22 protein-coding genes, 1 pseudogene and 1 riboswitch are annotated in these 25,805 nt (G+C 71.4%); of the genes and pseudogenes, 7 read left to right on the forward strand and 16 right to left on the reverse strand.

Annotation, left to right across the window (positions count from 1 at the left end; all coding sequences use genetic code 11):
- Positions 1-172: 172 nt before the first annotated feature.
- The 5 genes from ACWIHY_RS07580 to ACWIHY_RS07600 all read right to left on the reverse strand — a co-directional run bounded on the left by ACWIHY_RS07580 (position 173) and on the right by ACWIHY_RS07600 (position 5,400).
- Positions 173-1,138 carry a glycosyltransferase gene (locus ACWIHY_RS07580; protein ID WP_454374690.1) on the reverse strand — a complete coding sequence of 322 codons (966 nt, stop codon included), beginning with the start codon at positions 1,136-1,138 and terminating at the stop codon, positions 173-175.
- Positions 1,139-1,249: 111 nt separating this feature from the next.
- A complete protein-coding gene (locus tag ACWIHY_RS07585; protein WP_454374691.1) occupies positions 1,250-1,618 on the reverse strand; it encodes a hypothetical protein in 369 nt (122 codons plus the stop codon).
- Positions 1,615-2,688, reverse strand: coding sequence for a glycosyltransferase family 2 protein (locus ACWIHY_RS07590; RefSeq protein ID WP_454374692.1), 1,074 nt, complete (start codon positions 2,686-2,688; stop codon positions 1,615-1,617). The genes ACWIHY_RS07585 and ACWIHY_RS07590 overlap by 4 nt, the downstream gene beginning before the upstream one ends.
- Entirely contained in the window at positions 2,685-4,358 is a 1,674-nt protein-coding gene (locus tag ACWIHY_RS07595) for a carbamoyltransferase family protein (RefSeq protein WP_454374693.1), read from the reverse strand. Before ACWIHY_RS07595 ends, ACWIHY_RS07590 begins: the two co-directional genes overlap by 4 nt.
- Positions 4,359-4,437: 79 nt before the next feature.
- A complete protein-coding gene (locus ACWIHY_RS07600) occupies positions 4,438-5,400 on the reverse strand; it encodes an NAD-dependent epimerase/dehydratase family protein (protein ID WP_454374694.1) in 963 nt (320 codons plus the stop codon).
- A 339-nt stretch (positions 5,401-5,739) separates the two neighbouring features.
- On the opposite strand from ACWIHY_RS07600, the gene ACWIHY_RS07605 reads away from it, so the two are divergent.
- Positions 5,740-5,925 (forward strand): DUF2795 domain-containing protein, encoded by a 186-nt coding sequence (locus tag ACWIHY_RS07605; protein ID WP_454374695.1) that lies wholly within the window; start codon positions 5,740-5,742, stop codon positions 5,923-5,925.
- A 52-nt stretch (positions 5,926-5,977) separates the two neighbouring features.
- Here the strand turns inward: ACWIHY_RS07605 and ACWIHY_RS07610 are convergent, their stop codons facing one another.
- A complete protein-coding gene (locus tag ACWIHY_RS07610; RefSeq protein WP_454374696.1) occupies positions 5,978-6,508 on the reverse strand; it encodes a hypothetical protein in 531 nt (176 codons plus the stop codon).
- A gap of 140 nt (positions 6,509-6,648) precedes the next feature.
- Between ACWIHY_RS07610 and ACWIHY_RS07615 the strand changes: the two genes are divergently transcribed.
- Positions 6,649-7,212, forward strand: a complete 564-nt coding sequence (locus ACWIHY_RS07615) for a hemerythrin domain-containing protein (protein WP_454374697.1) — start codon at positions 6,649-6,651, stop codon at positions 7,210-7,212.
- 91 nt (positions 7,213-7,303) lie between these two features.
- Here ACWIHY_RS07615 and ACWIHY_RS07620 read toward each other — a convergent pair.
- The 5 genes and pseudogenes from ACWIHY_RS07620 to ACWIHY_RS07640 form a co-directional block, all read right to left on the reverse strand.
- Positions 7,304-7,486 (reverse strand): annotated as a pseudogene (locus tag ACWIHY_RS07620) (CBS domain-containing protein); the annotation flags it as partial.
- A gap of 404 nt (positions 7,487-7,890) precedes the next feature.
- Positions 7,891-10,110, reverse strand: a complete 2,220-nt coding sequence (locus ACWIHY_RS07625) for an NADP-dependent isocitrate dehydrogenase (RefSeq protein WP_454374698.1) — start codon at positions 10,108-10,110, stop codon at positions 7,891-7,893.
- Positions 10,111-10,223: 113 nt separating this feature from the next.
- Positions 10,224-11,864 (reverse strand): phosphoglucomutase (alpha-D-glucose-1,6-bisphosphate-dependent), encoded by a 1,641-nt coding sequence (gene pgm, locus ACWIHY_RS07630; protein ID WP_454374699.1) that lies wholly within the window; start codon positions 11,862-11,864, stop codon positions 10,224-10,226.
- 68 nt (positions 11,865-11,932) lie between these two features.
- Positions 11,933-13,144: a glycosyltransferase gene (locus ACWIHY_RS07635; RefSeq protein WP_454374700.1), complete on the reverse strand. Its 1,212-nt coding sequence runs from the start codon at positions 13,142-13,144 to the stop codon at positions 11,933-11,935.
- Between the two features lie 93 nt (positions 13,145-13,237).
- Positions 13,238-14,491: a glycosyltransferase gene (locus tag ACWIHY_RS07640; protein WP_454374701.1), complete on the reverse strand. Its 1,254-nt coding sequence runs from the start codon at positions 14,489-14,491 to the stop codon at positions 13,238-13,240.
- 278 nt (positions 14,492-14,769) lie between these two features.
- On the opposite strand from ACWIHY_RS07640, the gene ACWIHY_RS07645 reads away from it, so the two are divergent.
- The 5 genes from ACWIHY_RS07645 (at position 14,770) to ACWIHY_RS07665 (ending at position 21,006) form a co-directional block, all read left to right on the forward strand.
- Positions 14,770-15,561 (forward strand): SDR family oxidoreductase, encoded by a 792-nt coding sequence (locus tag ACWIHY_RS07645; protein WP_454374702.1) that lies wholly within the window; start codon positions 14,770-14,772, stop codon positions 15,559-15,561.
- A 541-nt stretch (positions 15,562-16,102) separates the two neighbouring features.
- A riboswitch (cyclic di-AMP (ydaO/yuaA leader) is annotated at positions 16,103-16,266 on the forward strand.
- 2 nt (positions 16,267-16,268) lie between these two features.
- Positions 16,269-17,036 (forward strand): LysM peptidoglycan-binding domain-containing protein, encoded by a 768-nt coding sequence (locus tag ACWIHY_RS07650; protein WP_454374703.1) that lies wholly within the window; start codon positions 16,269-16,271, stop codon positions 17,034-17,036.
- Between the two features lie 172 nt (positions 17,037-17,208).
- Positions 17,209-17,478, forward strand: a complete 270-nt coding sequence (locus ACWIHY_RS07655) for a DUF4873 domain-containing protein (RefSeq protein ID WP_454374704.1) — start codon at positions 17,209-17,211, stop codon at positions 17,476-17,478.
- Positions 17,479-17,558: 80 nt separating this feature from the next.
- Positions 17,559-20,312: a SpoIIE family protein phosphatase gene (locus ACWIHY_RS07660; protein WP_454374705.1), complete on the forward strand. Its 2,754-nt coding sequence runs from the start codon at positions 17,559-17,561 to the stop codon at positions 20,310-20,312.
- Between the two features lie 97 nt (positions 20,313-20,409).
- The gene (locus ACWIHY_RS07665; RefSeq protein ID WP_454374706.1) at positions 20,410-21,006 is read left to right on the forward strand and encodes a Type-2Aa cytolytic delta-endotoxin; all 597 of its coding nucleotides are present in this window, start codon (positions 20,410-20,412) and stop codon (positions 21,004-21,006) included.
- A gap of 49 nt (positions 21,007-21,055) precedes the next feature.
- On the opposite strand, the gene ACWIHY_RS07670 is transcribed toward ACWIHY_RS07665, so the two are convergent.
- The 5 genes from ACWIHY_RS07670 to ACWIHY_RS07690 form a co-directional block, all read right to left on the reverse strand.
- A complete protein-coding gene (locus ACWIHY_RS07670) occupies positions 21,056-22,303 on the reverse strand; it encodes a cytochrome P450 (RefSeq protein ID WP_454374707.1) in 1,248 nt (415 codons plus the stop codon).
- Positions 22,304-22,400: 97 nt separating this feature from the next.
- Positions 22,401-23,228: a type 1 glutamine amidotransferase gene (locus ACWIHY_RS07675; protein WP_454374708.1), complete on the reverse strand. Its 828-nt coding sequence runs from the start codon at positions 23,226-23,228 to the stop codon at positions 22,401-22,403.
- A 35-nt stretch (positions 23,229-23,263) separates the two neighbouring features.
- Positions 23,264-24,178 (reverse strand): amino acid ABC transporter permease, encoded by a 915-nt coding sequence (locus ACWIHY_RS07680; RefSeq protein ID WP_454374709.1) that lies wholly within the window; start codon positions 24,176-24,178, stop codon positions 23,264-23,266.
- A complete protein-coding gene (locus tag ACWIHY_RS07685) occupies positions 24,175-24,840 on the reverse strand; it encodes an amino acid ABC transporter permease (protein WP_454374782.1) in 666 nt (221 codons plus the stop codon). The genes ACWIHY_RS07680 and ACWIHY_RS07685 overlap by 4 nt, the downstream gene beginning before the upstream one ends.
- A 76-nt stretch (positions 24,841-24,916) precedes the next feature.
- On the reverse strand, positions 24,917-25,753 hold the full coding sequence (locus tag ACWIHY_RS07690) for a glutamate ABC transporter substrate-binding protein (protein ID WP_454374710.1): 837 nt from the start codon (positions 25,751-25,753) through the stop codon (positions 24,917-24,919).
- Between the last annotated feature and the right edge of the window lie 52 nt (positions 25,754-25,805).

The raw sequence follows: 25,805 nt of genomic DNA on the forward strand, positions 1-25,805 counted from the left end.
CCCCCACTCACCGACCGGGTACCCGTGCGCTGCCCGCCCAAGCGCGGCGGCCCGGCGTCGGCGTCCACGCCGCCGGGGGAGGCGAGCGGACTGGCGTGTTCCGAGACGAGGGCGACCCACGAAGCGGCGGGGTCACCGGCGCCGATGCTGATACTGACGGGGCCGATGGATGTCATGAGCGCGCGTCCGTCATCACGCGCTCCCAGTCGTTCAGGAAGCGCTTGAGTCCGTACCGTTCCAGGGCCGCCTGGCGGCCTCGCGCGCCGTCCTCGGCCGCGGCCTCCGGTTCCTGCAGGTAGTGGCGGGCGGCGCGCGCGAGGACCTCGGGCCGGGTGGACAGCGTTCCCGCGCCGGGCGGGACGGCCTCGACCGCCTCGGTGGTGGCGAGGGCCACCACCGGCATGCCCAGGTGCATGGCCTCCAGCAGGGACAGGCCCAGCGAGGTCCAGCGCACCGGGTGCAGATACAGACGGCGCTCGGCGAGGGCGGCGTGCAGGTCGCGCTGGGGAAGGTGAGTGGAGTGCAGACGGTCGTCGGATACGCCCAGGTGGCCGGCCAGGCCCTCGGTACGCATGCCGAAAACGTCCAGCGGCGTCGCCTCGGACAGGGCCGGCAGCAGGTCCGTACCGGTGCAACGGCCGCGCCGGATCGGGTCGTTGACGACGACGGCGGCGCGCGGGAGCCAGCCGGTGTACTGGTGTCCCGGGTCGACGATGCCGTGCTCGACGACCTGGGTGCGGGTGGAACCGTTGTCCCAGAACAGCCGGTTGAAGTGGGTGACATGGACGAGCGTCAGGTCGTCGCGGTCCGCGAACGGGTGCCGGGTGTCCGGAACCTTGCCGTCCGGTGCGTTGTGCTCCAGATAGACCGCGGGTACGTCACGGCCGGGCCGGCGTCCGCCCAGCCAGCGTTCGGCGAGTTCGAGCTCGTGCGGCCGCTGGAGGACGACGAGGTCGACCGGCGCGTCGCGCAGCTGCTCGGGCGTCGTCTCGCGTACGGAGTCGGGCCAGGTGAAGGTACGGGCCCGGCCGAGCCCGTCGGGATCGCGGCCGGGTGTCACGGGAACGAGATAGGTGTGCGGCCCCTGGACGAACGCGGTGGTCCAGGAACCGTGTACGTGCCACAGCAGGATGTTCATGCGGTCGCTCCTCCTCGTTCCTTCTCGGGTACGCCGCCCGGCACCGCCGGGCAGCCCGCTGCGGACCGCGTACGGCCGCCCAGCGCGGCCACGGCGGCGAGCACCTCCGTGTCACCGACCCCGTCGAGGCAGGGGTGCCCCGGAGCCGGGCAGCGCCGGGCCCTGCTGTCGGCGCACGACGTCCACGGCTTCCCGCGCCGACGGCATGAGTTCCACCCGCGCCGGATTCCCGTGGTACGGAACGTCGACGACGAGCGTCCCGTCCCGGTCGGAGAGCACCGCCTCGGGAAACCCACGGCAACGGGCCGCGTCCGGGCTCGGGCCGGGGGCCGCGTCCCCGCGGGTGCCCGGCGCCGACCGCGGCTGCGGATGGCCGGACGAGGGGGCCGGGTGGACGGCGGACGGGCCGTCGAACAGCCAGGGGCCGGTCGTCGGGCTCGTCGGGGACGCCGTGGGGCGGGAGGTGGGAGCGCGGGTCATGGCCGCACCCGTACCTGGACCGGCTCGCGCGGGGCGCGGGGCGGGGCCCCGGCCTCGTGCGGGCCGAGCGGCAGCGCCCGGCGGTACTTGACGCGGCCGCGCAGCCAGTGCCACGTGGCGGCCGCCGGGACGAGCAGGCTGGTCAGGGCCATGGTCGCGACCTCGTCGCGGGTCCGCGGGCCCGGCGCGATCCGCGCCCAGGCGATTTCGGCCGTACCGGCCAGCCACCCGGCGGCGCACACGGCGGCCGCGCCCCGCCTGCCGGCGGCGGCACAGGACAGCGCCGTCAACCCGGCTCCCGTCACCACGAGGTGGCGGGGCAGGCGCCCCCGGGGCGCGTCCGCCCGGGTCCACCAGTCCCGGCCGTGCCGCCGGTTCATCAGCACGTCGTCGGCGTTGCCCCTCTGGAGGCGTACGGAGATCATGCGGTCGGCGCGGCGCACCGGGTGGACCGTGCCGCGCTTCCCCGCGTCCACCGTCCAGCCCGCCGCCAGGACCCGCAGCGCGAGGTCGGCGTCCTCGCGGAACGCCCGCCGGAACCGTTCGTCGAAGCCGCCGACGGCTTCGAGCGCCTCCCGGCGGTACGCCATGTCGGCGGTGATCCACCGCGCGGTGGCCAGCCCGGCCGTGTTGCGTTCCCAGTCCGTGGGACGGCGGTCCACCGGCAGAGGCACCGTGATGCGGGCGGTGACCGCGGCGGTGCGGTACGTCGCCGCCTTCAGGTCCTTGGCGAGGTCCTCGGCCCAGGTCGGGCCCGGCACGACGTCGTCGTCCAGGAAGACCGCCCACGGCACGGGCCCGGCCTCACGCCAGCCCCTGTTGCGGGCCGCGGCAGGCCCCCGCGCGCGGCCGGCCACCACGGTGGTGAGGGGCCGCAGCACCTCGGGAACGTGCACCGCCAGGGGTACGCCGCCGGGCTCGCGACGGTCGTCGACGAGGACCACCTGCGCCGGCTTCGGCCCGGTCCCGTCGGCGAGCGCGCGCAGGCACACCTGCAAGCTGCGGCGTCCGAGCGTCGGAATCACCACGGCGTACGCGGGGGCCGCCGTCTCCTCTTCGTACGGAGTCATCGCACCGCCCCGTTCTCGTACATGTCCGACGAGTGGAAGAACTCGCCGCGCCGGATCGCGTACGGGCCGATGGCCAGCAGGTCGACCGGCGACGATCCGAAGCACTCCAGCGCGTCGCGCGGGTCGTCCACCATGGGCCTGCCCGCCGTGCTGAGGCTCGTGTTGACGACCACCGGCAGACCGGTGAGCCGTTCGAACTCGCCGAGCATCCGGGCGACCAGCGGCTCCTGCACCGGGTCGACGGTCTGGATGCGGGCGGTTCCGTCGACGTGCACGACGGCCGGGATGCGGCTGCGCCATTCCGACGCCACGTCGTGGACGAACAGCATGTACGGGCTCGGCATCGGCCCCTCGAAGATCTCGGGGGCCCGGTCCGCCAGCACCATGGGCGCGACCGGCCGGAACTGGTCGCGTCCCTTGATGTCGTTCAGCCGTTCCAGGTTGCCCGCGTGACCGGGGTGCGCCAGCAGCGAGCGGTGGCCGAGCGCCCTCGGGCCGTACTCCGAGCGGCCCTGGAACCAGGCCACGATCGCGTTGTCCGCCAGCGCCCGGGCCACGGTCGCGGCGATGTCCGCCGGCCGGTCGAACGGCACGGCCGCCGTCTTCAGCCAGGCTCCGAGTTCCGCGTCCGACCAGTCGCGGCCGAGGTCCACGCCGGCCATGGGCTCCGGCTCGTTCCCCTCCCCCGCGGCTACCAGCAGCGCGGCGCCGAGTGCGGTCCCGGCGTCACCGGCGGCCGGCTGGACCCACACGCGGGAGAAAGGGCCTTCGCGGGCGATCCGGGAGTTGGCGACGCAGTTGAGGGCGACGCCGCCGGCGAGGGTGAGGAGGCTGTCGTGCGTCTTGCCGTGCAGCCAGCGCACCAGGTCGAGCATGGTCTCCTCCAGGACGGCCTGGGCGCTGGCCGCGATGTCCGCGTGGTCCTGGGTCCACGGCTCGTCCGGGCCGCGCGGCGCGCAGAGTTCGTGCCAGGGCACCGCCGTGGCGTGGAACCCTCCGTCGCCCGTGGGATACACGTGACGGCGCAGTTCGGGCAGCATGCGCGGTGTACCGTGCGAGGCCAGCGCCATGACCTTGGACTCGTCGCAGGAGCGCAGGAATCCGAGGTGCTCGGTGAGTTCCTCGTAGACCAGGCCCAGCGAGTGGGGCAGGTCCTGGGCGTGGAACGCCTCCAGCCGGCCCCGGATCCGGCGCGCGGCGAGGTGCGAGGCGCGTTCCCCCCGGCCGTCGAGGACCAGTACCGAGGACGTCTCCGCGTCGGAGGCGGCGTACGCGCCGGACGCGGCGTGCGCCATGTGGTGCGGTACGAACCGGACGATGCCGGGGTCCAGGCCCGGCAGGGCGGCCTTGAGGAACGCGGGGGCCTGCCGGGCGTACGTCAGCCGCAGGTGGCCCCAGGGGTCGTCCAGGCCCATCGCCTCGGCGGCCCTGGCGAGTTCCGGGTCGAAGGAGTACGCCACCGCGTCGAGGTCCTGCGGGCGCAGGTTGGCGCGCTTCAGGCACCAGGCGGCGGCCTTCTCCGGCAGTTCCCAGGCGGAGAACGGCAGCGGCCGCTTGCCGTGCTTGCGCCGGGAGAACCGTTCCTCCTCCGCCGCGGCGACGGTCCGGCCGTCGACGACGAGGGCGGCGGCGGGGTCGTGGAAGAGAGCGTTGATTCCGAGGATGCGCATGGGGGTCTCAGGCCTTTCGGCGAATCGGGGCGAAGCCGGGTCGCGCCGGGGAGCGCGGCCGGGAGGGCGTTCGGCCGGATCAGCTGTCCACGTGGGCGCGATACCAGGCGACGGTGAGCTGCAGGCCTTCCGCGGCGGGCACGCGCGGCTCCCATTCGAGCTTGTCGTGGGCCAGCGTGATGTCCGGGCAGCGCACGGCGGGGTCGTCCGTCGGCCGTTCGATGAAGGAGATCTCGGAGCGGGATCCGGTGAGTTCGATGACGAGCCGCGCCAGTTCGAGCATGGTGATCTCGGTGGGGTGTCCGATGTTGACGGGACCGCGCATGCAGTGGGCCGCCGCCGCGAGAATGCCGCGCACGGCGTCGTCGACGTAACAGAGCGAGCGGGTCTGGAGTCCGTCACCGGTGACGGTGAGCGGCTCGCCGGCGAGCGCCTGGCGGATGAACGTCGGTACGGCGCGGCCGTCGTAGCCGCGCATGCGGGGACCGTAGGTGTTGAACAGCCGGACGATGCCGGTGTCGGTGCCCCGGGCATCGGCCTCGGCGATGGTCAGCGCCTCGCCGAAGCGCTTGGCCTCGCCGTACACGCTGCGCGGGCCGACCGGGTTGACGTTGCCCCAGTAACGCTCGCTCTGCGGGTGCTGCTGTGGGTCGCCGTAGACCTCGGAGGTGGAGGCGAGGAGGAAGCGGGCTCCGGCGCGGTGGGCGAGGGCCAGGGCGTTGCGCGTACCGAGACTGCCGGCCTTCATGGTGTGCAGCGGCAGCCGCAGGTAGTCGGCCGGGGACGCCGGTGATGCGAAGTGCAGTACCAGGTCGGGCGGCCTGGCCACCTCGAACGGCACGGAGACGTCGGCTTCCACCAGAGTGAATCCGGGGCGGTCGAGCAGCGCGGATATGTTCTCGGACCGTCCCGTGCTGAAGTCGTCCACACAGGTGACGGCGGCTCCCGCGTCCAGGAGAGCGGTGCACAGGTGCGAACCGACGAAGCCGGCACCGCCGGTGACGACGGCGTGTTCCCAGTCGTGAGAGAAAGCGGCGTTCATCATTCGATCTCCTCTGACCGAGGGCGGAGAGCCTCCGATCAGAGTCCGCCTCCGTGGGGAGCGAGGCGCGGTGACGTGGGGCATCCGGGTGACGTACGGAGAGTGAGAACCGGCCGCACCGCTCGTGGTCACACCCCGAGCCGCAGGTCGGGGGACGTCGAGCCGGTCGGCTGGATCGACGCGCGGGTGATCGAAGAGGCGGCCGCCGAGGTCACCGGCAGAAGCGTCTGCGGCCCTCTCCGGCGCGGGCCCGGGGCGCGGTTCCGCGCTTTGCTCCATCGAAGTGACAGCGTTGGCGGCCGGTATGCGCGCCCGGGGGGCCGGGGCATGTATCGGCCCATGAAGGTGAACCCGATCGAAATGCAGAAGTCCCTGGGCGGCGTGAGTTATCCCGCCTCCAAGAGGCAGATCGTCGACAAGGCGGAGAAGAACGGCGCCGACCCGGGGGTCAAAGAAGCGCTCGAGGCGCTTCCGGAAAAGGAGTACGACTCCCCGGCGGCCGTCAACAAGGAAGTCGGCAGGTAATCCTGCCCCCAGCGGGACCGCGTGTCCCAGCCGGTCCCCGTCGGCCCGGGTGTCAGGCGGTCAGCGCCGGCCCGGGCTTCAGGCGGTCGAGAAGCCGGTCGTGGTGCAGCTCGGCCACAGGAGCCAGGAGATCGGGGTGCCGCAGGAGTGCGGCGGCCCGCCGGTCCCGTGCGTCGGGCGTGACCAGGCGCCGGAACTCGACCGGCGGACCGTCCGTCGGCCGGGCCGCCGCAAGCGCGGTCACCGCGGCTCCGGCCAGCCCGGGGGCGCCGAGCAGGCACGCCGCCCAGCTCGCCACGACCTCGTCGACCCAGGTACGCCACGCGTACGTGTCCGGGTCGTCTTCGGCGGCCGCGCCGTCGGCGCCGGTGACCCAGTCGAGCCGGGCCGAGCCTCCGGGCCCCGCCACGGAGACCAGGGCGGCGTCCATGGGGGTCGGGTAGCGCAGCCACGCCGCCACCGTCACCGCCTGCCGGGCCTGCGCCTCGCAGAGAGCGGAGTCCATCACGCCGCCGCCCGACGGGTAGGCGCGGGTCAGCCACTGAGCGGTCGCCGCTATCAGCGGGGAGAGATCTGCGGGCATGTCCGGGCCGTCCGAATTCATCGGGAGAGAAGTCCGGAACGCTACCCCCCGTCCTTCCGCGGGGAAATGGCCCGGCTCACGGCCGGACCGTGGCCTGCGCCACATCAGTCAGACGATCGATCACACAGAGGAGCACCACCATGGGACACGGCGGAGACATCATCGCGGAACTGACCACCGACCATGACGAAGTGAAGGAGCTGTTCACCAATATCGAGGAACTTCCGGCCGGCGACAGTCAGCGGAAGGTGTACGCGGACCAGGTCACCATGGAGCTGGTCCGCCACTCGGTCGCGGAGGAGGCGTACCTCTACCCGGCGGTCCGCAAGCACGTGGAGGGGGGTGACGCGCTCGCGGACAAGGAGTTGGAGGACCACGCCGAGGCGGAGCAGACCATGAAGGACATGGAGAGCCGCGAGGCGGACGACCCGCAGTTCGACATGCTGGTGGGCAAGCTGATGACGGAGATCAGGACGCACATCCTGGACGAGGAGGACAACCTCTTCCCCCGGCTGCGCGAAGCGTGTTCCCCCGAGATGCTGGACGAGCTGGGCGAGAAGGTCCGCCAGGCCAAGAAGACGGCGCCGACCCGTCCGCACCCCTCCGCCCCCGACCAGCCGCCGGCGAACAAACTGCTGGCTCCCGGGATGGGGCTCGTGGACCGGATGCGCGACGCGATGTCGGGCCGGGGCAAGAGTTCCTGAGGACCGCTCGACTCCCCCACCGAACGGCCCCGACCCCGGCCGGACGCGGCAGACCCGCGCGTCCGGCCCGGCTGTGTGCGGACCGTGCCGGCTACCCGCCGCAGTCCGTGGAGAGGACTTCTAGAAGGTGGCCCGGCTGCGGGGCGGGCAGGGCCAGGGCGGCATCGGCCCGGGCCACGATGCCGATGAGGTCGTGGCCGTCGATGACGGGCAGCCGGCGGACCTTGTGCGAGGTCGTCGTGCGCAGGATCTCGCCGCCGTCGTCGGCGCCGATGTACCCGGGGCCGGAGGCATGATCTCTCCGGCCAGTCGTCAGCTTCGAATTCCCACCTTCGTGGCGAAGGGAGCCGCCCGGGGCTTCGCCACCCCGGGCCGACTCCTTCCCACTTCCTACGCCCGCCCCCGGACAGCTGCCAACGCGCCACGGCGTCGCCGGACCGGCGTCATCCGATTGCCCGGCCAGCCCGCCTCCGGCCCCGGGCGCGGTCCGGGGCCGACCGGGTGAAAGCCGCAGCCCGCCCCTGGCGGACGGGGAACCTCCGCGCGGACGAGCACGCGCCCGAAGCCAGTGGAAAGGGGACCGCCCCGGCCCGCGTGATGCGGACCGGGGCGGACGTCCGGAACGTAGCCGGAACGTGAACCGGCACCTGGGGCGGAAGCGCGACAGGTGCCGTCGCGTCAGCCGAGCGTCGCGATGGCCTCGTTGAAGGTCGCCGACGGACGCATGACGGCTGCGGCCTTGGCCGCGTCGGGCCGGTAGTAACCGCCGATGTCGACCGGCGAGCCCTGCACCGCGATCAGCTCGCCGACGATGGTCTGCTCCTGCTCGGCCAGCGTCTTGGCGAGGGCGGAGAACGCCTCCGCGAGCTTCGCGTCCTCGGTCTGCTTCGCCAGCTCCTGGGCCCAGTACAGCGCCAGGTAGAAGTGGCTGCCGCGGTTGTCGATGCCGCCGAGGCGACGGCTCGGCGACTTGTCCTCCTCCAGGAAGGTCGCGGTCGCGCGGTCGAGGGTGTCGGCGAGCACCTGGGCGCGCGCGTTGTCCGTCGTCTGCGCGAGGTGCTCGAAGCTGACCGCGAGCGCGAGGAACTCGCCCAGGCTGTCCCAGCGCAGGTAGTTCTCCTTGACGAGCTGCTGCACGTGCTTGGGCGCGGAGCCGCCGGCGCCGGTCTCGAACAGACCGCCGCCGTTCATGAGCGGGACGACCGAGAGCATCTTCGCGCTCGTGCCGAGCTCGAGGATCGGGAACAGGTCGGTCAGGTAGTCACGCAGGACGTTGCCGGTCACCGAGATGGTGTCCTCGCCGCGGCGGATGCGCTCCAGGGAGAACGCGGTGGCCTCGATCGGCGACATGATCTCGATCTTGAGGCCCTCGGTGTCGTGCTCGGCGAGGTACGTCCGGACCTTGGCGATCAGCTGCGCGTCGTGCGCGCGGGTCTCGTCGAGCCAGAAGACGGCCGGGTTGCCGGTCGCGCGGGCGCGGGTGACAGCGAGCTTGACCCAGTCCTGGACCGGCAGGTCCTTGGTCTGGCACATGCGGAAGATGTCGCCCGCGCCGACGGCCTGCTCCAGGACGGCGTTGCCGGCCGCGTCGACGACCCGGACCGTTCCGGTGGCCGGGATCTCGAAGGTCTTGTCGTGGCTGCCGTACTCCTCGGCCTTCTGAGCCATCAGGCCGACGTTCGGCACCGAGCCCATCGTCGAGGGGTCGAACGCGCCGTTGGCGCGGCAGTCGTCGATGACGACCTGGTAGATGCCGGCGTAGCTGCTGTCCGGGAGGACCGCGAGGGTGTCGGCCTCCTGGCCGTCCGGGCCCCACATGTGGCCGGAGGTGCGGATCATGGCCGGCATGGAGGCGTCGACGATGACGTCGCTCGGTACGTGCAGGTTGGTGATGCCCTTGTCGGAGTCGACCATGGCCAGGGCGGGGCCCTCGGCGAGCTCGGCCTCGAAGGACGCCTGGATCGCCGCGCCCTCGGGCAGCGACTCCAGGCCCTTGAGGATGCCGCCGAGGCCGTCGTTCGGGGTCAGGCCGGCCTTGGCGAGCGTCGCGCCGTGCTCGGCGAACGTCTTCGGGAAGAAGGCGCGCACCACGTGGCCGAAGATGATCGGGTCGGAGACCTTCATCATCGTGGCCTTCAGGTGCACCGAGAACAGCACGCCGTCGGCCTTGGCGCGGGCTACCTGCGCCGTGAAGAACTCACGCAGCGCCGCGACGCGCATGACGGCCGCGTCGACGACCTCGCCGGCCAGGACGGGTACCGACTCACGCAGGACGGTGGTGGTGCCGTCGTCACCGGCGAGCTCGATGCGCAGCGAACCGGCCTCGGAGACGACCACGGACTTCTCGGTGGAGCGGAAGTCGTCGGTGTCCATGTGGGCGACGTTCGTCTTCGAGTCGGCCGTCCACGCGCCCATGCGGTGCGGGTGCGCCTTGGCGTAGTTCTTGACCGACGCGGGGGCGCGGCGGTCGGAATTGCCCTCGCGCAGCACGGGGTTGACGGCGCTGCCCTTGACCTTGTCGTAGCGCGCGCGGACGTCCTTGTCCGCGTCGGTCTTCGGGTCGTCCGGGTAGTCCGGCAGCGTGTAGCCCTGCTGCTGGAGCTCGGCGATCGCGGCCTTCAGCTGCGGGATCGATGCCGAGATGTTCGGAAGCTTGATGATGTTCGCGCCGGGCGTCTTGGCCAGCTCACCGAGCTCGGCGAGCGCGTCGTCGATCCGCCGGTTCTCCTCAAGGTGCTCGGGGAAGCCGGCGATGATGCGCCCGGCCAGCGAGATGTCGCGGCTCTCCACCGTGACCCCGGCGGTCGAGGCGTAGGCCTCGACCACGGGCAAGAACGAATACGTCGCCAGGGCCGGGGCCTCGTCGGTGTGTGTGTAGATGATGGTCGAGTCAGTCACCGGGTGCTCCGCTCCACGTCTGCAACATTGCTTGACATCAAGATATCTCTAGACCGTACCTGTCTCGACAGGGCCCGGGACAGTTCCGGCTGTCGTGACCGGCGGGCGGCCGTTCAGCCCGCCAAGGCCGTCGACACGACGGCCTTGGCCTCTTCCTGCACCCGGGCGAGATGGTCCTGGCCGAGGAAGGACTCGGCGTACACCTTGTAGACGTCCTCCGTGCCCGACGGGCGGGCGGCGAACCAGGCACTGGCGGTGGTCACCTTGATCCCGCCGATGGGAGCGCCGTTGCCGGGCGCCTCGGTCAGTACGGCGGTGATCGGCTCCCCGGCCAGCGTGTCCGCCGTGACCTGCGCGGGCGACAGGCGTGCCAGTACGGCCTTCTCCTCGCGGGTCGCGGGGGCGTCGATGCGGGCGTAGGCGGGTTCGCCGAAGCGGGCGGTGAGCGCCGCGTAGTGCTCGGAGGGTGATTTTCCGGTGACCGCGAGCATTTCGGAGGCGAGCAGGGCCAGGATGATGCCGTCCTTGTCGGTGGTCCACACCGAGCCGTCGCGGCGCAGGAAGGAGGCGCCGGCCGATTCCTCGCCGCCGAAGCCGAGCGAGCCGCCGGCCAGCCCGTCCACGAACCACTTGAAGCCCACAGGTACTTCGACGAGCTCGCGCCCGAGGTCGGCGGCGACGCGGTCGATCATCCCGGACGACACGAGTGTCTTGCCGACCCCGGCGTCGGCGGGCCACTGGTCGCGGTGGGCGTAGAGGTATCCGATGGCGGTGGCGAGGTAGTGGTTGGGGTTCATCAGGCCGCCGTCCGGGGTGACGATGCCGTGCCGGTCGGCGTCGGCGTCGTTGCCCGTGGCGATCTGATAGCGGTCGCGCGCCTCGATCAGCGAGGCCATCGCGTACGGCGACGAGCAGTCCATGCGGATCTTGCCGTCCCAGTCCAGCGTCATGAATCGCCAGGTCGGGTCGGTCCGCGGGTTGACCACGGTGAGGTCGAGCCGGTGCTGCTCGGCGATGCGGCCCCAGTACGCGACCGACGCCCCGCCCAGCGGATCGGCGCCGATGCGCACTCCTGCCGCGCGTACCGCGTCCAGGTCGAGCACGGAGGGCAGATCCGAGACGTAGGTGTCCAGGAAGTCGTAGCGCCCGGTGGTGGGAGCGGCGAGCGCGCTGGTGTAGGGCAGCCGCCGTACGTCCTTCAGTCCGTCGGCGATGATCTCGTTGGCCCTGTCCTGGATCCAGCCGGTCGCGTCCGAGCCGGCCGGGCCGCCGCTGGGCGGGTTGTACTTGAAGCCGCCGTCCCCGGGCGGATTGTGGGACGGGGTGACGACCACGCCGTCGGCGAGGCCCGACGTACGTCCGCGGTTGTGGGTGAGGATGGCGTGCGACACCGCCGGGGTGGGGGTGTAGCCGTCGGCCGCGTCGATGAGCACGGTCACGTCGTTGGCGGCGAAGACCTCGACCGCGGTCACCCGGGCGGGCTCGGACAGCGCGTGGGTGTCGGCGCCGAGGAAAAGCGGTCCGTCGATGCCCTGCTGGCCCCGGTACTCGCAGATCGCCTGGCTGGTCGCGGCGATGTGGTCCTCGTTGAACGCGGTCGCCGACGAGGATCCCCGGTGCCCGGAGGTGCCGAACGCGACCCGCCGGCCCGGCTCCCGCACGTCGGGGTGCAGCGCGTAGTACGCCGTCACCAGCCGGGCCACGTCGATGAGATCGTCCGGTCCGGCCTGCTGTCCCGCTCGTTCGTGCACCATCTGCCCAGTCCTCCACATCGTTGCTGCCGGTGTCGACGTCGGTCACCCGTGGGTACCACACGCGCCCTTCATTGTGGGGTCGTGTGGTGATTGACCAGGCATTCCAAGTCGTCCACGGCCGCCTCGACGGCCGGCAGGGCCAGGCACGCGAGACGGGCGTGCTTCACGCGCCGCAGCACGGCGCTGTCTTCCAGCAGGCGGCGGCACGTCGAGGCGATGCCGGAAGGGGTGGGATCGGTGACCTCGCTGCCGATGCCCAGCTCGGTGATGCGCCGCGCGTTCATGGGCTGGTCGGCCGTCTGCGGCAGCACCACCATGGGGGTGGCGGTACTGATCGACTCCCGCACGCTGGTGTAGCCGCCGTGGGTGAGGAAGAGGTCGGCCGCTTCCAGCAGCAGGGTCTGGGGCACGGATTCGACGACACGCACATGGGGTGCGGGATCCACGTCGGCGACGGTCACACCGCTGGTCGACACGACGGCGGTGCAGTCGAGCCGTGACAGTCCCTCGATCATCGACCGCAGGACGGTGCCCGGATCGGGCTGGCCGGGCAGCGGCCGGTGGCCGTCCGGCGAGGGCAGGAAGAGCGGTAGGGCGCAGCCGAGTCCGGCGTACACGAGCGGCTTGCCGTCGGGCAGGCCGACGATCCAGCTCGGGAGCTTCGCGCGGGGATCGACGAACGCCGGCTGCCGGTACGCGTGCGCGGGCGGCAGGTGCGGTGCGAAGGTGCAGAAGGCCGGGAGGTAGTCCAGGTGCCCGTGGGCCGTCAGGGACAACGGGTCGTCCTGCGGCGGCAGGCCCGCGGTGGAGCGCCACCGGTTGAGGTGCGGCAGCAGGGCGGCCGGGTCGGTGAAGCCCTTCGCCCCGGACGGCATCGCCACCTGGGGGATGCCGAGTTGTTCGGCCACGAGGCAGGCGCTGACGTCCATGGCGTCGCGCAGCAGCAGATCCGGCTTGAACTCGTGGGCCGCCGCGGCCAGCGCGTCGAACTGACCGAGCAGATGCGGACCCGCCAGTACGAGCGCCGCCGACTCCATCGACGCGGCGCCGCTCTGCAGGTGTCCGACGGCGTCCCGCGTTTCCTGACCGGCCGTCATCGCGGCGCCGAACAGGTTCGGCAGGCACGCGGTCGCGGTCACGCCCTGGTCCAGGAAGAAAGCGAGCAGGTGCTCCTCGGTGGCGATCAGTACGTCATGGCCCGCGCCGGACAGCAGGCGCGCGAAGCGGAGCGCCTCACGCGTGTGGGCGGGGGAGAGAATCGCAGTACACAGGACGCGCATGCCAGAGATCACCGTTCGCCCGCTCGACAGCCTTTTCCCGCTCGCATCATCCTCTTGAGCGCACCGCAGGGGCGCGGTGACGCACCGGCCGGGCTACGGCGCGGCGAGCCGGTCGACGGCGGCCAGTACGGGCCGTACGCCGTCTTCCGCGCGCAGACGGGCGGCGAGCTCGCGTGCGCGGCGGCCGTACGCCGCCTCGGTCGTCGCGCGGCCGAGGGCGGCCGCCAGGCGCGGCGCCGTCAGCCCGCGCAACGGGACGGCCTGCGGGGCGACCCCGAGGGCGACGAGGCGGGAGGACCAGAAGGCCGCGTCGAACTGGATGGGGACGGGTACGGCGGGGACGCCGACGCGCAGGCCGGCGCCGGTCGTGCCCGCGCCCGCGTGGTGGACCACTGCCGCCATGTGCGGGAACAGGACGGAGTGCGGGATCTCGTCGACGGTGATCATGTCCGAGGCGTCGGTCTCGGCGTGCAGCCCGCTCCAGCCGCGCTGGATCACGCCGCGCAGTCCGGCGGCGCGCAGGGCGCGGACCACCGTCCCGCTCAAGCGGCCGGGGTCGGGCACGGTGGCGCTGCCCAGGCCGACGAAGACCGGCGGCGGGCCGGCGGCGAGGAAGTCGCTCAGCGGGGCGGGCAGGTGGACCTCCGGCGGGTCCTGGGGCCACCAGTAGCCGGCGATGCCCAGTCCGGGGCGCCAGTCGCGCGGCCTGGGCACCACCAGCGCGCTGAAGCCGTGATGGACCGGCCAGTCCTGCCGCTCGCGGACGCGCCGGGCGGCGCGTGGACTCGCGGCCGGCAGCCCGAGGCGCGCCCGCAGGGCACGCGTGGTGTCGGCGAAGATGGCGTCCACCGCGGCGTCCACCGCGGCGTTCACCGTGCGGCCGGCCAGCCGGTTCCCGGCGGCGCCCCACGAGCGGGTGCCGGTCACCGAGGGCGGGAAGGCGCCGGTCGCGGCCAGGGGCTGCAGGTAGACACCCATGCTGGGCAGCGCCAGCCCTTCGGCGATGGTGTGGCCCAGCGGACCGAGCGAGCTCGACACCAGCAGTACGTCGCTCCCCCGCGCCGCCTGCAGCAGATCGTCGGTCATCCCTCCGACCAGGGCCCGAGCCATGGAGACCATCCGCGCCAGCTTCCCGACGTCCGTGACGCTGCGGTGCAGGGCGCGGCCTCGCGCGGAGGCGAGTTCCGCCCGCGGGTCCACGGGCAGGGGGTGGAAGCCCACGCCCGCCGCCTCCACCAGTGGCGCGAAGCAGGCGTGCGTCACGAGGGTGACCTCGTGCCCGGCCTGTGCGAGGCCGTGCGCGAGCCCGGTGTAGGGCGATACGTCACCGCGCGAACCCGCTGTCATCAACGCCACCCGCATAAGCACCAGTATGGCGCCGGCCGGCGGCCCGGCTCCGTACGCGAGGCCGGAAAGCAGGCCGCGAAGGGGGAGCTCCGGATTTGGGCGCCCCGCTTCGGGGAACCCAGGTGTGGTCGAACCGACCAGCCGCCACCGACCACCCACCGACCAGCAGGAGGCCGCCCGTGAAGGACGAGAGCCGCGAGACGGAGAATCCCGTCACGAAGCACCCGCAGCCGAAACTCCCCGACCAGGAACAGGCGCACCCCGGGTGGACGGGCCCGATGGATCCGCCGCCCGATCACGGCGAGGAGTCGTACCGGGGCAGCGGGCTTTTGAAGGGCCTCGCGGCCGTGGTCACCGGCGGCGATTCGGGGATCGGCCGGGCGGTGAGTCTGGCCTTCGCCCGTGAGGGTGCCGATGTGCTGCTCACCCATCTTCCGGAGGAGGAGAAGGAAGCCGCGGAAACCTCACGGCTCGTCGAGGAGGCGGGCCGCAGGGCCGTGGCGGTGAGCTGTGACATCCGGGACGAGGAGCAGTGCCGTGCGCTCATCGGGCGCGCTGTGTCGGAATTCGGCGCGATCAATATTCTGGTGAACAACACGGCGTATCAAATGTCCCAGCCGGACGGCATCGGCGCCATCACGACCGAACAATTCGACCGGGTCATGAAGACCAATCTTTACGGCATGTTCTGGCTTTCGAAGACGGCCCTCCCCCATATGCCCGAGGGAGGGAGCATTATCAACTCCGCCTCCGTTCAGGCGTACAAGCCCAGCCCGCATCTGCTCGACTACGCGATGACGAAGGCGGCGATTGTCGCCTTCACGCAAGGGCTGGCGCACATGGTGGCGCCCAGCGGAATCCGCGTCAACGCCGTCGCTCCGGGCCCGGTGTGGACTCCGTTGATTCCGGCCACCATGCCGGACACCACGGAGTTCGGAAAGCAATCACCTCTGGGCCGGCCCGCACAGCCGGCCGAAATGGCCCCGGCGTACGTATTCCTCGCCTCTCCGCAGGCCAGCTACATCACGGCCGAGATCGTCAATGCCACGGGTGGCACTCCCCTGCCATGAAGCCGGCCCCGGCGCTTTGATGCGATTCACCGGAACCAAATTGTGCCCATATGGCGCGATTTGCCGCACGTCGCGGCCGGTCCAGCCGACGCCCCTCTCGACGCGCACCGCGATGCCCACTACACCGCGAGGCGGGCAGCACCCCCCTGGACAATGAGGGTAATTCCCCTCACAGACGCCCAAGTCGACGCAGGGCGCGAGAAGTTCCTCAGCCCCGAGAGCGCACCCTCGACCGCAGATGCTCCCGGGGTGCACGTTGCGACCGCGATTGACCGATATGGGCGTTTTGCCGGAAAGGCCGTTGAGCCCGGCCTCCCGTGATACGAGTCACGTCCGCAACGGAATGTGAAAGTCCTGCCGGGCGTCAGCTCCCGCCCCCAGAAAGAAAGTTGAGTTTGGCGCCAACGGACAGTGACGGAAGTTCCCCCGCCCCGGTCGGCCGAGCGATCGAGGCGATCATTCCGGGGCTTGTTCTTCTCCATCCGTCTCGCTTAACGTCACCGTCAATCCGGGTGGACCGCCGAATCCTGCCGCCGTCCGGAATCCACACCCACTCACACTCACGTACGGCAGGAGCGGGGGACCCAGGTAAGCCGCCGGTCCGGTAATCCGGAACGGCTCGGGGTGAAGTCGCGTTGACCGTGCGACCGGGCATCTCCAGCCCGAACCCGACAGCTCACCTCGCAGGCGACGGAGAGGAATTTGTCATGCCCGCAAAGGGTAAGCACCGTCGTCCCAAGGCCAGATCCCTCACCCGTGGCTTCATCGCCGTGGGTACGGGTGGCGCCGCCCTGGTCCTGCCGCTGGTCGGCGCGACCACCGCCGGCGCGGCTCAGCCCGCCGCCGTCGAGAAGACCGTGGCCCCCGCCGCCGCCCCGGCCGCGAAGAAGGCCGCACCCACGACGTACACCGTGGTCGCGGGTGACTCGCTCTCCAAGATCGCGGACGCGCACTCGCTGAGCAGCTGGAAGAAGCTGTACCAGGACAACCGCAAGACCATCGGCGACAACCCGGCGCTGATCCACCCCGGCCTCAAGCTGACGATCGGCGCGAAGGCCGAGGCACCGGCGAAGGCGCCCGCGAAGGCCAAGCCCGCGGCCGACCGCGCCGACCGCTCCGAGACCCGCGCCGCCGTCGCCAAGACAACGACGTACACCGACGACCTGGACGGCTGGATCAAGGAGTCGCTGGCCGTCATGGCCAAGCACGGCATCCCCGGCACGTACGACGGCATCCACCGCAACATCATGCGCGAGTCCTCGGGCAACCCGATGGCGATCAACAACTGGGACTCCAACGCTGTGGCCGGTACGCCGTCCAAGGGCCTCCTCCAGGTCATCCAGCCGACGTTCCTGGCCTACCACGTGCCCGGCACGTCGACGGACAGCTACGACCCGGTCGCCAACATCACCGCCGCCTGCAATTACGCCGCGGACCGTTACGGCTCGATCGACAACGTGAACGGCCCGTACTAAAAAACGGCCACCGGGTGGGTGAACGCCCTCCCGAAGTGAGTGCTCGAAGCGTTACGGCCTGCCCGTTCCCGCAGGGCCCCCGAGGGTGCCCCGACGGAGCCGGCAGGCCGTCGCGCGTCCGGCAGCCCCCATCTGGCGGGAAGCGGCGGCCGGTGGGCGCACACTGGGGGCCATGAGCAACTATCAGGGCCCCGCGGTCCTCATCACCGGCAATGCCCAGATCGACGTCGTGGCCACCTTGAGCGGAGGCCGCTCGGGGGCGCTCGAGTGGGGCGGCAGCGCCCAGACCGACCAGGTGCCGGAAGAGTTCTACGCCGTGATGGACAGCGGACAGGTCACCCTGCGGCTGGCCGACGGCCGGGAGGCCGCCGTCGTGGCGAAGCGCACCGCCATCGGCAGCGGGCGGCTGAAGATCTCCGGGATCGGCTCGATCCCCTTCTAGAGCCGTCGGCCCAGCCGGCGTCTCCATCTGCCACAAGACAACACAGCCCCTAAAAAGTCACGCAATGCTAAAAATAGGGCATGAGCGGACGTCTCGGACGACCCAGGGGTGTCGGGTCACCGCGCTCGTCTCGGCAGCGAGGAGTGCGTTCCCGGCTGGAGGTGCGCAGCGCCGCCGGCCAGGTGCTCCTCCTCCAGATCGTGGTCGCGGTGCTGCTGATCACCGCCGCGGTGGTCGCACTCACGGTCCAGACGCGCCACGACAGCGCGGGTGACGCCCGTAACCGCTCCCTCGCCGCGGCGGAGGCCTTCGCGGAGGCCCCGGGCACCGTCGAGGCGCTGCGCTCCCTCGATCCGACCGCCGCGCTGCGCGCCCATACGGACGCGGCCCAGCGGGGCGCGGGCGTGGACTTCATGGCCGTGATGGCACCGGACGGCACCCGGGTCGCCGACACCGATCCGGCACTGATCGGCACGCGCGCCGAGGGTGTCGGGCGCGCCGCGGCCGGAGTAGCCTTCACCGAGATCTTCAAGGGCGCCCCGAACGACGCGGCGCGCGCCATCGTCCCGGTCACCGACGCCGACGGCACCGTCGTCGGCCTGGTCGGTGCGGGAGTCACGGTCGAGAACGTCGGGGACGCGGTGGACCGCCATCTGCCGATGCTCCTCGCGAGCGCGGTCGCCGCGCTCGCCCTGGCCATCGGCAGCTCCGTGCTCGTCAGCAGGAGACTGCGGCGCCAGACGCACGGCCTCGGCCCCACCGAGATGACCCGTATGTACGAGCACCACGACGCGGTCCTGCACGCCGTCCGGGAAGGGGTGCTCATCATCGGGGACGACGGCCGGCTCACGCTGCTCAACGACGAGGCACGCAGGCTCCTCGAACTGCCCGCCGGCGCCGAGGGCCGGCACATCACCGACCTCGGCCTCGACGAGCCCATCGCCGAGCTGCTGGTTTCGGGCCGCGCCGTGACCGACGAGGTCCACCTGGCCGGTGACCGGCTGCTGGCCGTCAACACCCGGCCCACCGCGCCGTACGGCGGGCCCCCCGGCACTGTCGCGACGCTCCGCGACACCACCGAGCTGCTGGCACTGTCCGGCGCGGCGCAGGTGGCCCGGGAGCGGCTGAAGCTGCTGTACGAGGCCGGAGTGCGGATCGGCACCACACTGGACGTGGCGCGTACCGCCGAGGAGCTGTCGGAGGTGGCGGTCCCCGGCTTCGCGGACCTCGCCACGGTGGAGCTGCTGGACCCCGTACTGCGCGGCGACGAGCCGACGGGGACCCATACCGAGATGCGCCGCGCCGCCGTGAGCGGCGGGCGCGAGGACCGTCCGTTCCAGCCGGTGGGCGACCTGATCAGGTTCCTCGTGCCCACGACGCCCATGGCGGCGGCGCTGGGAAGCGGCCACGCGGTGCTCGAGGCCGATCTGACCGTCGCCCACGGCTGGCGGTCCCAGGATCCGCAGGGGGCCGACCGGGCCCTCGCCTACGGCATCCGCTCCCTGGTCTCGGTGCCGCTGCAGGCTCGCGGTGTCGTCCTGGGGATGGCCAATTTCTGGCGCGCGGAGACCAGTAAGCCCTTCGGGGAGGAAGATCTGGCCTTCGCCGAGGAGCTGGCCGCCCGCGCCGCGGTCGCCATCGACAACGCCCGCCGCTTCACCCGCGAGCACGCCATGGCCGTAACCCTCCAGCGCAGCCTGCTGCCCCGGGTCCTGCCGGAGCAGGACGCCCTGGATGTCGCGTACCGCTATCTGCCCGCGCAGGCCGGTGTGGGCGGCGACTGGTTCGACGTCATCCCGCTGCCGGGCGCCCGGGTCGCCCTGGTCGTCGGCGATGTCGTGGGCCACGGCCTGCACGCCGCCGCCACCATGGGCCGGCTCCGCACGGCGGTCCACAACTTCTCCGCCCTCGATCTGTCACCGGACGAGCTCCTCGGCCACCTCGACGACCTGGTCTCCCGCATCGACGACGAGGAGGGGGACGACGGCGGCGACGGCATCACGGGCGCCACCTGCCTGTACGCCATCTACGATCCGGTCTCCGGCGTGTGCACCATGGCGACGGCGGGGCACTTCGCCCCGGCGCTGGTCCACCCCGACGGCACGGTGGACTTCCTCGAAGTGCCCGTCTTCCCGCCGCTGGGCCTGCACGGCCTGCCGTTCGAGACCGCCGAGGTGCGGCTGCCCGAGGGCAGTCGGCTCGTCCTCTACACCGACGGCCTCATCGAACACCGCGACCGCGACATCGACACCGGCCTGCGCCTCCTGCGCCACACCCTGGCGGACCCGGCGAACCCGACCCCCGAGGACACTTGCCAGGCGGTGTTCAGCGCGATGCTGCCCCCGCACCGCAGAGACGACATCGCGCTGCTGGTGGCCCGCACTCATCTGCTGGACCGCTCGCGGGTCGCCGACTGGGACGTCCCCTTCGACCCCTCGGCCGTCGGCCCCGTCCGTGCGGCGTGCGTCCGTCAGCTGGAGTCGTGGGGCCTCGGTGAGATCGGGTTCACCACCGAGCTCATGCTGAGCGAGCTGATCACCAACGCGATCCGCTACGGCTCCGAGCCGATCCACGTACGGCTCATGTACGACCGCGGCCTGATCTGCGAGGTGTCCGACGGCAGCAGCACCGCCCCCCACCTGCGGCGTGCGGCCACCACGGACGAAGGCGGGCGCGGGCTGTTCCTCGTCTCCCAGTTCGCCGGACGGTGGGGAACCAGATACACGCCGACCGGCAAGGTCATGTGGACCGAGCAGTCCCTGACCGACGGTCAGCAGCCCGCGCCGGAGCCTGATCCGGACGATCTGTCCTGGTTGCCCGGCGACGCGCTGTGACGGACGCCGGGAGGGCCGTGCCCCGTGCGGCGGGCTGAATGCCGAACGGCATACTTGCCGACCGGGCGCGATCATTTCCGAAACGCTAGGAGCAGCGATGGCTGACCAGATCGCCACCGAGAAGACGACTTTCAAGACGGTCTTCGAGGTGGGGTCGTCTTTCATGGGCCGGGCGCAGGACATCGAGGCCGGGTTCCAGCACGCGATCGCCCCGGCGACCGTGGACTTCGACTTCGGCGAGATCAGCAGGGCGGCGAGCGTCATCCCCGACTGTTCGACCGTGAAGATCATCCGTGGCTGGGGGCTCCAGGAAACCGCGCCCGTCAGTGTCATGGTCCTCTCCCTCAAGGAGGCCGTGCGCCAGGCCCTTCCGCTCCCGTACGCCGGCACCGCCTTCTGGGACAAGGCCGAGCGGGGTCTCACCGAGGCCTTCGTGGGCCTGGGCCGGCAGGAGGGCACCCACCTCTCCTTCTACCGGGAGGAGCCGGACCGTACGAGCTACTACTACAACCTCCTGTTCGCCCTCCAGGACGAGGAGACCGGGGCGTCTCTCTACACGATCGCCTTCTGCGTCAATGTGACAGTCGCTCTCGGCCCCCAGGAGGTCCGGGCCCTGACCGTCGGCGACACCGCGCGGTACACGATCCGCCTCAACGCGATCACGGTGCGGCAGGACCTGCCGTCCGCGAGCTGATCGGTCGAGCACCGAAGCCGCTGTGCCTCACCCTTCGCCGGGGGTGAGGTCAGCCTCGTCGCACCAGTACGCGCAGCGGCGCCCGGAAGGACAGCAGCGCCGGTATCTCCGGGGCCGAGGAGGGGTCCGCGAGCCGCAGGCCGGGCAGCCGGGCCGCGGTCATCCGCAGCAGCACACCGGCCTCCGCCCTGGCCAGTTCGGCCCCGGAGCACCTGTGCCGCCCCACGCCGAAGGACAGGTGCTTGCGCCGGTTCGGCCGGTGCGGGCAGAGCTCCGCGGGGTCCTCGAACACGTCGGGGTCCGAGCCGGTGGCGGCCAGCATCAGCAACAGCGGCGCACCCGCCGGGATGTCCACCCCCGACAGGGTGACCGGCCGGCCGGTGACGCGCCGCCACGTGGTGATGGGGGGCTCCCGCCGCAGCATCTCCTCGGCCCATGGCTCCACGCTGCCCGGCTCGTCGGCGAAGCGCCGCCACAGCCCGGGTTCACCGAGCGCGCGCCGGTACATGGTGCTCATCATCTGGCGGGTGGTCGCCTGGCCAGCGATGATCATGAAGTAGAGCACCGCGGCCGACTCGGCCACGCCCAGTGGCTCGCCGCCCGGCAGGCGGTGCGCCGCGAGGGCGCCGAGCAGCGTGTCCTCCCGCGGGCCGGGCGTGGTCACCAGGCGCCTGAGCCAGGAATAGAAGTCGGCGGCCTCCCCGGCCAGCTCGACCTGTCCCACGGGGTCCGGCCGTCCCCAGAAGAGCTCCAGCGAGGCGTCGCTCCACCGGGCCAGAGTCTCGGTGCCGACGTCCACGGCCTGTTCGAGGCCGAGCAGCCGCAGCAGCACCCTCATCGGCACGTCTTGCGCGAGCGTGGTGGCCAGGTCGCACACCCCGTCGGCGTCGAGCCGTTCCTCCAGCTCGTCCAGACAGCCGGCGGTCACCTGCTCGACCATCGGCACGCAGGCACTGACGGCCTGCGCGTTGAGCAGCCGGGTCATGATGCGGCGGTACCCGGCGTGGCTTTCGCCGCCGTTGCTGGCGAGGGTGGGCGGCAGGGCGAACCTCGCCCTGGCGAGGACGCGCAGGGTCGCCACCGAGAAGCGGCCGATCGCGTCCATCGCGTTGTCCGGGAGGAAGGTGTCCGTATCGAGCAACACCGCCCGTACGTCGTCGTACCGGCTCACCAGCCACAGGCCGGTGTCCGGGTCGTAGTGGACCGGCGCGTTCTCCCGCAGACCGTCCCAGACCGGGAAGGGGTCGAGCACATACTCCTGGTCGAAAAGATCCACCGTCCCCACGGGTACCGCCATGCCGCGACCCACCCCCCTTCTTCGCGCCGGCCCAGGTCAGCCGCCTCTCGGGCCGCACCATATCGCCTGCCCGAAGTCGCACCTCAGCCCGGCCTGCTCACGACGGCGGGAGAGGCTCACGGTGCCGCCGGCGGACCAGGGCGGCCCAGCGGCGGGCCACGGGGCGCCAGGCCCGCGCCGCCTCGGCCTGCGCAGCGGCGAGCTGCTCGACGATCTCGTACGCCCCGGCCCCCGTCATACCGAGTACGGCGCTGTCGCGGGCCCATTGCGCGACGATCCCCGGCGTCGCCTCGGGATGGAACTGGGTGCCCCATGCCCGGTCGCCGATACGGAAGGCCTGGTGCGGGGAGTCGGTGCCGCCGATGAGGAGCACCGCTTCAGGCGGCAGCGCGGCCATCTCCTCCAGATGCCAGAGCATGGCCGGCGGGACTTCGGGCAGTCCCGCGAAGACGGGGTCGTCGGCCGCCGCGGGCAACACCTTCAACTCGTACACGCCGACTTGAGGCACCTCACGGCGTGCCGTGCGGCCGCCGAGCCCGGCGGTCATCAGCTCGGCTCCGAGACAGATGCCGAATGTGGGCGTGCCGTACTCGATGGCCGTACGCAGAAGAGCCCGGGTGGCGGGCAGCCACGGGAAGTGGTCGTCGTCGAGCGGACCGGGGGATCCGCCCAGGACGAGCAGGCCGTCGAAAGGGCGCACGTCCTCGGGCAGCGGCTCGCCCAGATACGGGCGCACGATGTGCAGCCGCAGACCGGCTTCGGTCAGCCACGCACCCCACAGTCCGGGCGGGCATTCCGCCTCGTGCTCGACGACCAGGACGCGGGGCGACTCGTCGAGCCGCCGCGTCGCCTCGCCCGTCGCGCGCGTGACGTGCGCCGTCGGCGTCAGGGAGCGTTGCCGCCGATCGGCAGGTATCTCGGCCATGCGGTCATTCTCCTCGGCCGCGCCCTGCCGTTCGGTCAGCTTTGCGTTTTGTCCGGTCCGCGCGGGTTCACGTGCTCGCCGGGCGTCGCGAGGTCCTCGACCGCGTCGGCGCCGACCACCGCGCCGGTGGACTTCCTGCCGCGCCGCAGCCGGCCCTCCAGCCAGCTCGCGAAGGTGGTGAGCGCGAAGTTCACCAGAACGTAGATCACGGCGACAACGGTGAAGCTTGCGATGGTGTTCGCGCCGTAGTTCGCGCTCATGGGGCGCACCGACGCCAGCAGTTCGGAGAAGCCGAGCAGCGCGCCGCCGAGCGCGGTGTCCTTCACGATGACCACCAGCTGGCTGACGAGCGCCGGCAGCATCGCGGTGACCGACTGCGGCAGCAGGACGAACCGCATCACCTGCCCCTTGCGCATACCGACGGCCCTGGCCGCGTCGGTCTGCCCGGCCGGCAGGGACAGGATTCCGGCCCGCACGACCTCGGCGAGTACCGAGGCGTTGTAGAGGACCAGGCCGGTGACCACGGCGTACAGCGGCCGGTTGTCGGGGCTGACATCGGTGAACTCGGAGTACGCCGCGTTGGCGAACAGCATCAGGATCAGCACCGGGATGGCGCGGAAGAACTCCACGACCGTGCCGGCCGCGCCGCGCACCCACCAGTGGTCGGAGAGCCGGGCGATACCGAAGAACGCTCCGAGGGGCAGGGCGATGACCATGGCGAGGGCGGAGCCGATGAGCGTGTTCTTGAGCCCCGGCAGGATGTACGTCGTCCAGGCCCGGGAGTCGGTGAAGAACGGCTCCCACTTGACCCATTCGAGCTGGTCCTTGTCGGCGAGGCTCCGCAGCACCCACCAGACCACTGCCGCGAGGGCGGCCAGGAAGACGATCGTGAACAGGACGTTGCGCCGCTTGGCGCGCGGCCCCGGTACGTCGTACAGAACGTACGTCATCGCCTCACCGCCACCTTCTTGCTCACCCAGCCGAGGAAGAGTCCGGTCGGCAGGGTGAGGCAGATGAATCCGAGCGCGAAGATGGCCGAGATGAGGATGAGCTGCGCCTCGTTCTCGATCATTTCCCGCATCAGCGTCGCGGCCTCGGCGACACCGATCGCGGAAGCCACCGTGGTGTTCTTGGTCAGGGCGATCAGTACGTTCGCCAGCGGGCCCACCACGGAGCGGAAAGCCTGCGGAAGGACGATGAGCGACAGCACCTGCGGGAAGCTCAGGCCGATGGCGCGCGCCGCCTCCGACTGGCCGACGGGCACCGTGTTGATGCCGGAGCGCAGCGCCTCGCAGACGAACGCGGAGGTGTAGGCAATCATGCCCAGCACGGCGAGCCTGAAGTTGATGGTCTCGAAGTCGTCCGCGCCGAGGCTGACGCCGAGTGTCTGGAAGAGGCCCAGCGAGGTGAAGACGATGATGACCGTCAGCGGGATGTTCCGCACCACGTTGACGTAGCCCGCGCCGAAGCCGCGCATCAGCGGGACAGGGCTGGCCCGCATGGCCGACAGGAGAGTTCCCCAGATGAGGGAGCCGATGGCCGAGTAGACCGTGAGCTGCACCGTCACCCAGAAGGCTCCCAGCAGATCGTAACCTTCAAGAAAGTCGAACACGGTCTCCCGCACTTCCGCAGAGGTGGAGGGCACGGCGCGCCGCAACGCTGCGCGGCGCGCCGGTCAGTGATCCGCTTCAGCTGACGATGTTGCCGATCTTCGGGGCCGGCTCGTTCTGGTAGTCGGCCGGGCCGAAGTTCTTCTCGACGTACTGGTCCCACGAGCCGTCGGACACCATCTTCTCCAGGGCGGTGTTGATCTGGCCCTTGAGATCGCTGCCGTTCTGGACGCCGATGCCGTAGTTCTCGTTGCTCAGCTTGAAGCCGCCGAGCTTGAACTTGCCCTGGTGCTCCTGCTGGGAGGCGTACCCGGCAAGGATCGAGTCATCGGTGGTCACCGCGTCGATGACCTTGTTCTCCAGGCCGGTCAGGCACTCCGAGTAGCCGCCGTACTCCTGGAGCTGGGCCTGCGGCGCGAGCTCCGTCTTCACGTTCTGGGCGGAGGTGGACCCGGTGACCGAGCAGAGTTTCTTGTTGTTCAGGTCCTCGGGCTTCTTGATGGAGTCGTCGTCCGCGCGGACGAGGATGTCCTGGTGGGCGAGCAGGTAGGGGCCGGCGAAGTCGACCTTCTGCTCCCGCTCGTCGTTGATCGAGTAGGAGGCCGCGATGAAGTCGACGTCGCCGCGCTCGAGGAGCGTCTCGCGGTCGGCGCTCTTGGCTTCCTTCCACTCGATGTCGCCGGGTTCGTAGCCGAGCTCCTTGGCGACGTAGGTCGCCACATCGACGTCGAAGCCCGTGTACTGGCCGTCCGGGGTCTTCAGGCCGAGGCCCGGCTGGTCGTACTTGATGCCGACGGTGATCTTGTTGCTGTCACTGCCCGACCCGCTCTCGTCGTCGTCCGAGCCGCAGGCCGTGGCGGTCAGGGACAGCGCGAGCGCGGCGGCGGCCGCGACGGTGGCCTTGAGCATCTTCATGGTGATCATCCCTGGGGATTGATGTGGGGGGAGGGTGAGTCCGCGAAGCGCG

It is taken from the genome of Streptomyces sp. NPDC055287, assembly GCF_053646035.1.

Excerpts from the sequence above, each read along its gene's own strand:
- ACWIHY_RS07580 (WP_454374690.1), bottom strand. The coding sequence starts at position 1,138 with ATGAACATCCTGCTGTGGCACGTACACGGTTCCTGGACCACCGCGTTC.
- ACWIHY_RS07585 (WP_454374691.1), bottom strand. The coding sequence starts at position 1,618 with ATGACCCGCGCTCCCACCTCCCGCCCCACGGCGTCCCCGACGAGCCCG.
- ACWIHY_RS07590 (WP_454374692.1), bottom strand. The coding sequence starts at position 2,688 with ATGACTCCGTACGAAGAGGAGACGGCGGCCCCCGCGTACGCCGTGGTG.
- ACWIHY_RS07595 (WP_454374693.1), bottom strand. The coding sequence starts at position 4,358 with ATGCGCATCCTCGGAATCAACGCTCTCTTCCACGACCCCGCCGCCGCC.
- ACWIHY_RS07600 (WP_454374694.1), bottom strand. The coding sequence starts at position 5,400 with ATGAACGCCGCTTTCTCTCACGACTGGGAACACGCCGTCGTCACCGGC.
- ACWIHY_RS07605 (WP_454374695.1), top strand. The coding sequence starts at position 5,740 with ATGAAGGTGAACCCGATCGAAATGCAGAAGTCCCTGGGCGGCGTGAGT.
- ACWIHY_RS07610 (WP_454374696.1), bottom strand. The coding sequence starts at position 6,508 with ATGCCCGCAGATCTCTCCCCGCTGATAGCGGCGACCGCTCAGTGGCTG.
- ACWIHY_RS07615 (WP_454374697.1), top strand. The coding sequence starts at position 6,649 with ATGGGACACGGCGGAGACATCATCGCGGAACTGACCACCGACCATGAC.
- pgm (WP_454374699.1), bottom strand. The coding sequence starts at position 11,864 with ATGGTGCACGAACGAGCGGGACAGCAGGCCGGACCGGACGATCTCATC.
- ACWIHY_RS07635 (WP_454374700.1), bottom strand. The coding sequence starts at position 13,144 with ATGCGCGTCCTGTGTACTGCGATTCTCTCCCCCGCCCACACGCGTGAG.
- ACWIHY_RS07640 (WP_454374701.1), bottom strand. The coding sequence starts at position 14,491 with ATGACAGCGGGTTCGCGCGGTGACGTATCGCCCTACACCGGGCTCGCG.
- ACWIHY_RS07645 (WP_454374702.1), top strand. The coding sequence starts at position 14,770 with ATGGATCCGCCGCCCGATCACGGCGAGGAGTCGTACCGGGGCAGCGGG.
- ACWIHY_RS07650 (WP_454374703.1), top strand. The coding sequence starts at position 16,269 with ATGCCCGCAAAGGGTAAGCACCGTCGTCCCAAGGCCAGATCCCTCACC.
- ACWIHY_RS07655 (WP_454374704.1), top strand. The coding sequence starts at position 17,209 with ATGAGCAACTATCAGGGCCCCGCGGTCCTCATCACCGGCAATGCCCAG.
- ACWIHY_RS07660 (WP_454374705.1), top strand. The coding sequence starts at position 17,559 with ATGAGCGGACGTCTCGGACGACCCAGGGGTGTCGGGTCACCGCGCTCG.
- ACWIHY_RS07665 (WP_454374706.1), top strand. The coding sequence starts at position 20,410 with ATGGCTGACCAGATCGCCACCGAGAAGACGACTTTCAAGACGGTCTTC.
- ACWIHY_RS07670 (WP_454374707.1), bottom strand. The coding sequence starts at position 22,303 with ATGGCGGTACCCGTGGGGACGGTGGATCTTTTCGACCAGGAGTATGTG.
- ACWIHY_RS07675 (WP_454374708.1), bottom strand. The coding sequence starts at position 23,228 with ATGGCCGAGATACCTGCCGATCGGCGGCAACGCTCCCTGACGCCGACG.
- ACWIHY_RS07680 (WP_454374709.1), bottom strand. The coding sequence starts at position 24,178 with ATGACGTACGTTCTGTACGACGTACCGGGGCCGCGCGCCAAGCGGCGC.
- ACWIHY_RS07690 (WP_454374710.1), bottom strand. The coding sequence starts at position 25,753 with ATGAAGATGCTCAAGGCCACCGTCGCGGCCGCCGCCGCGCTCGCGCTG.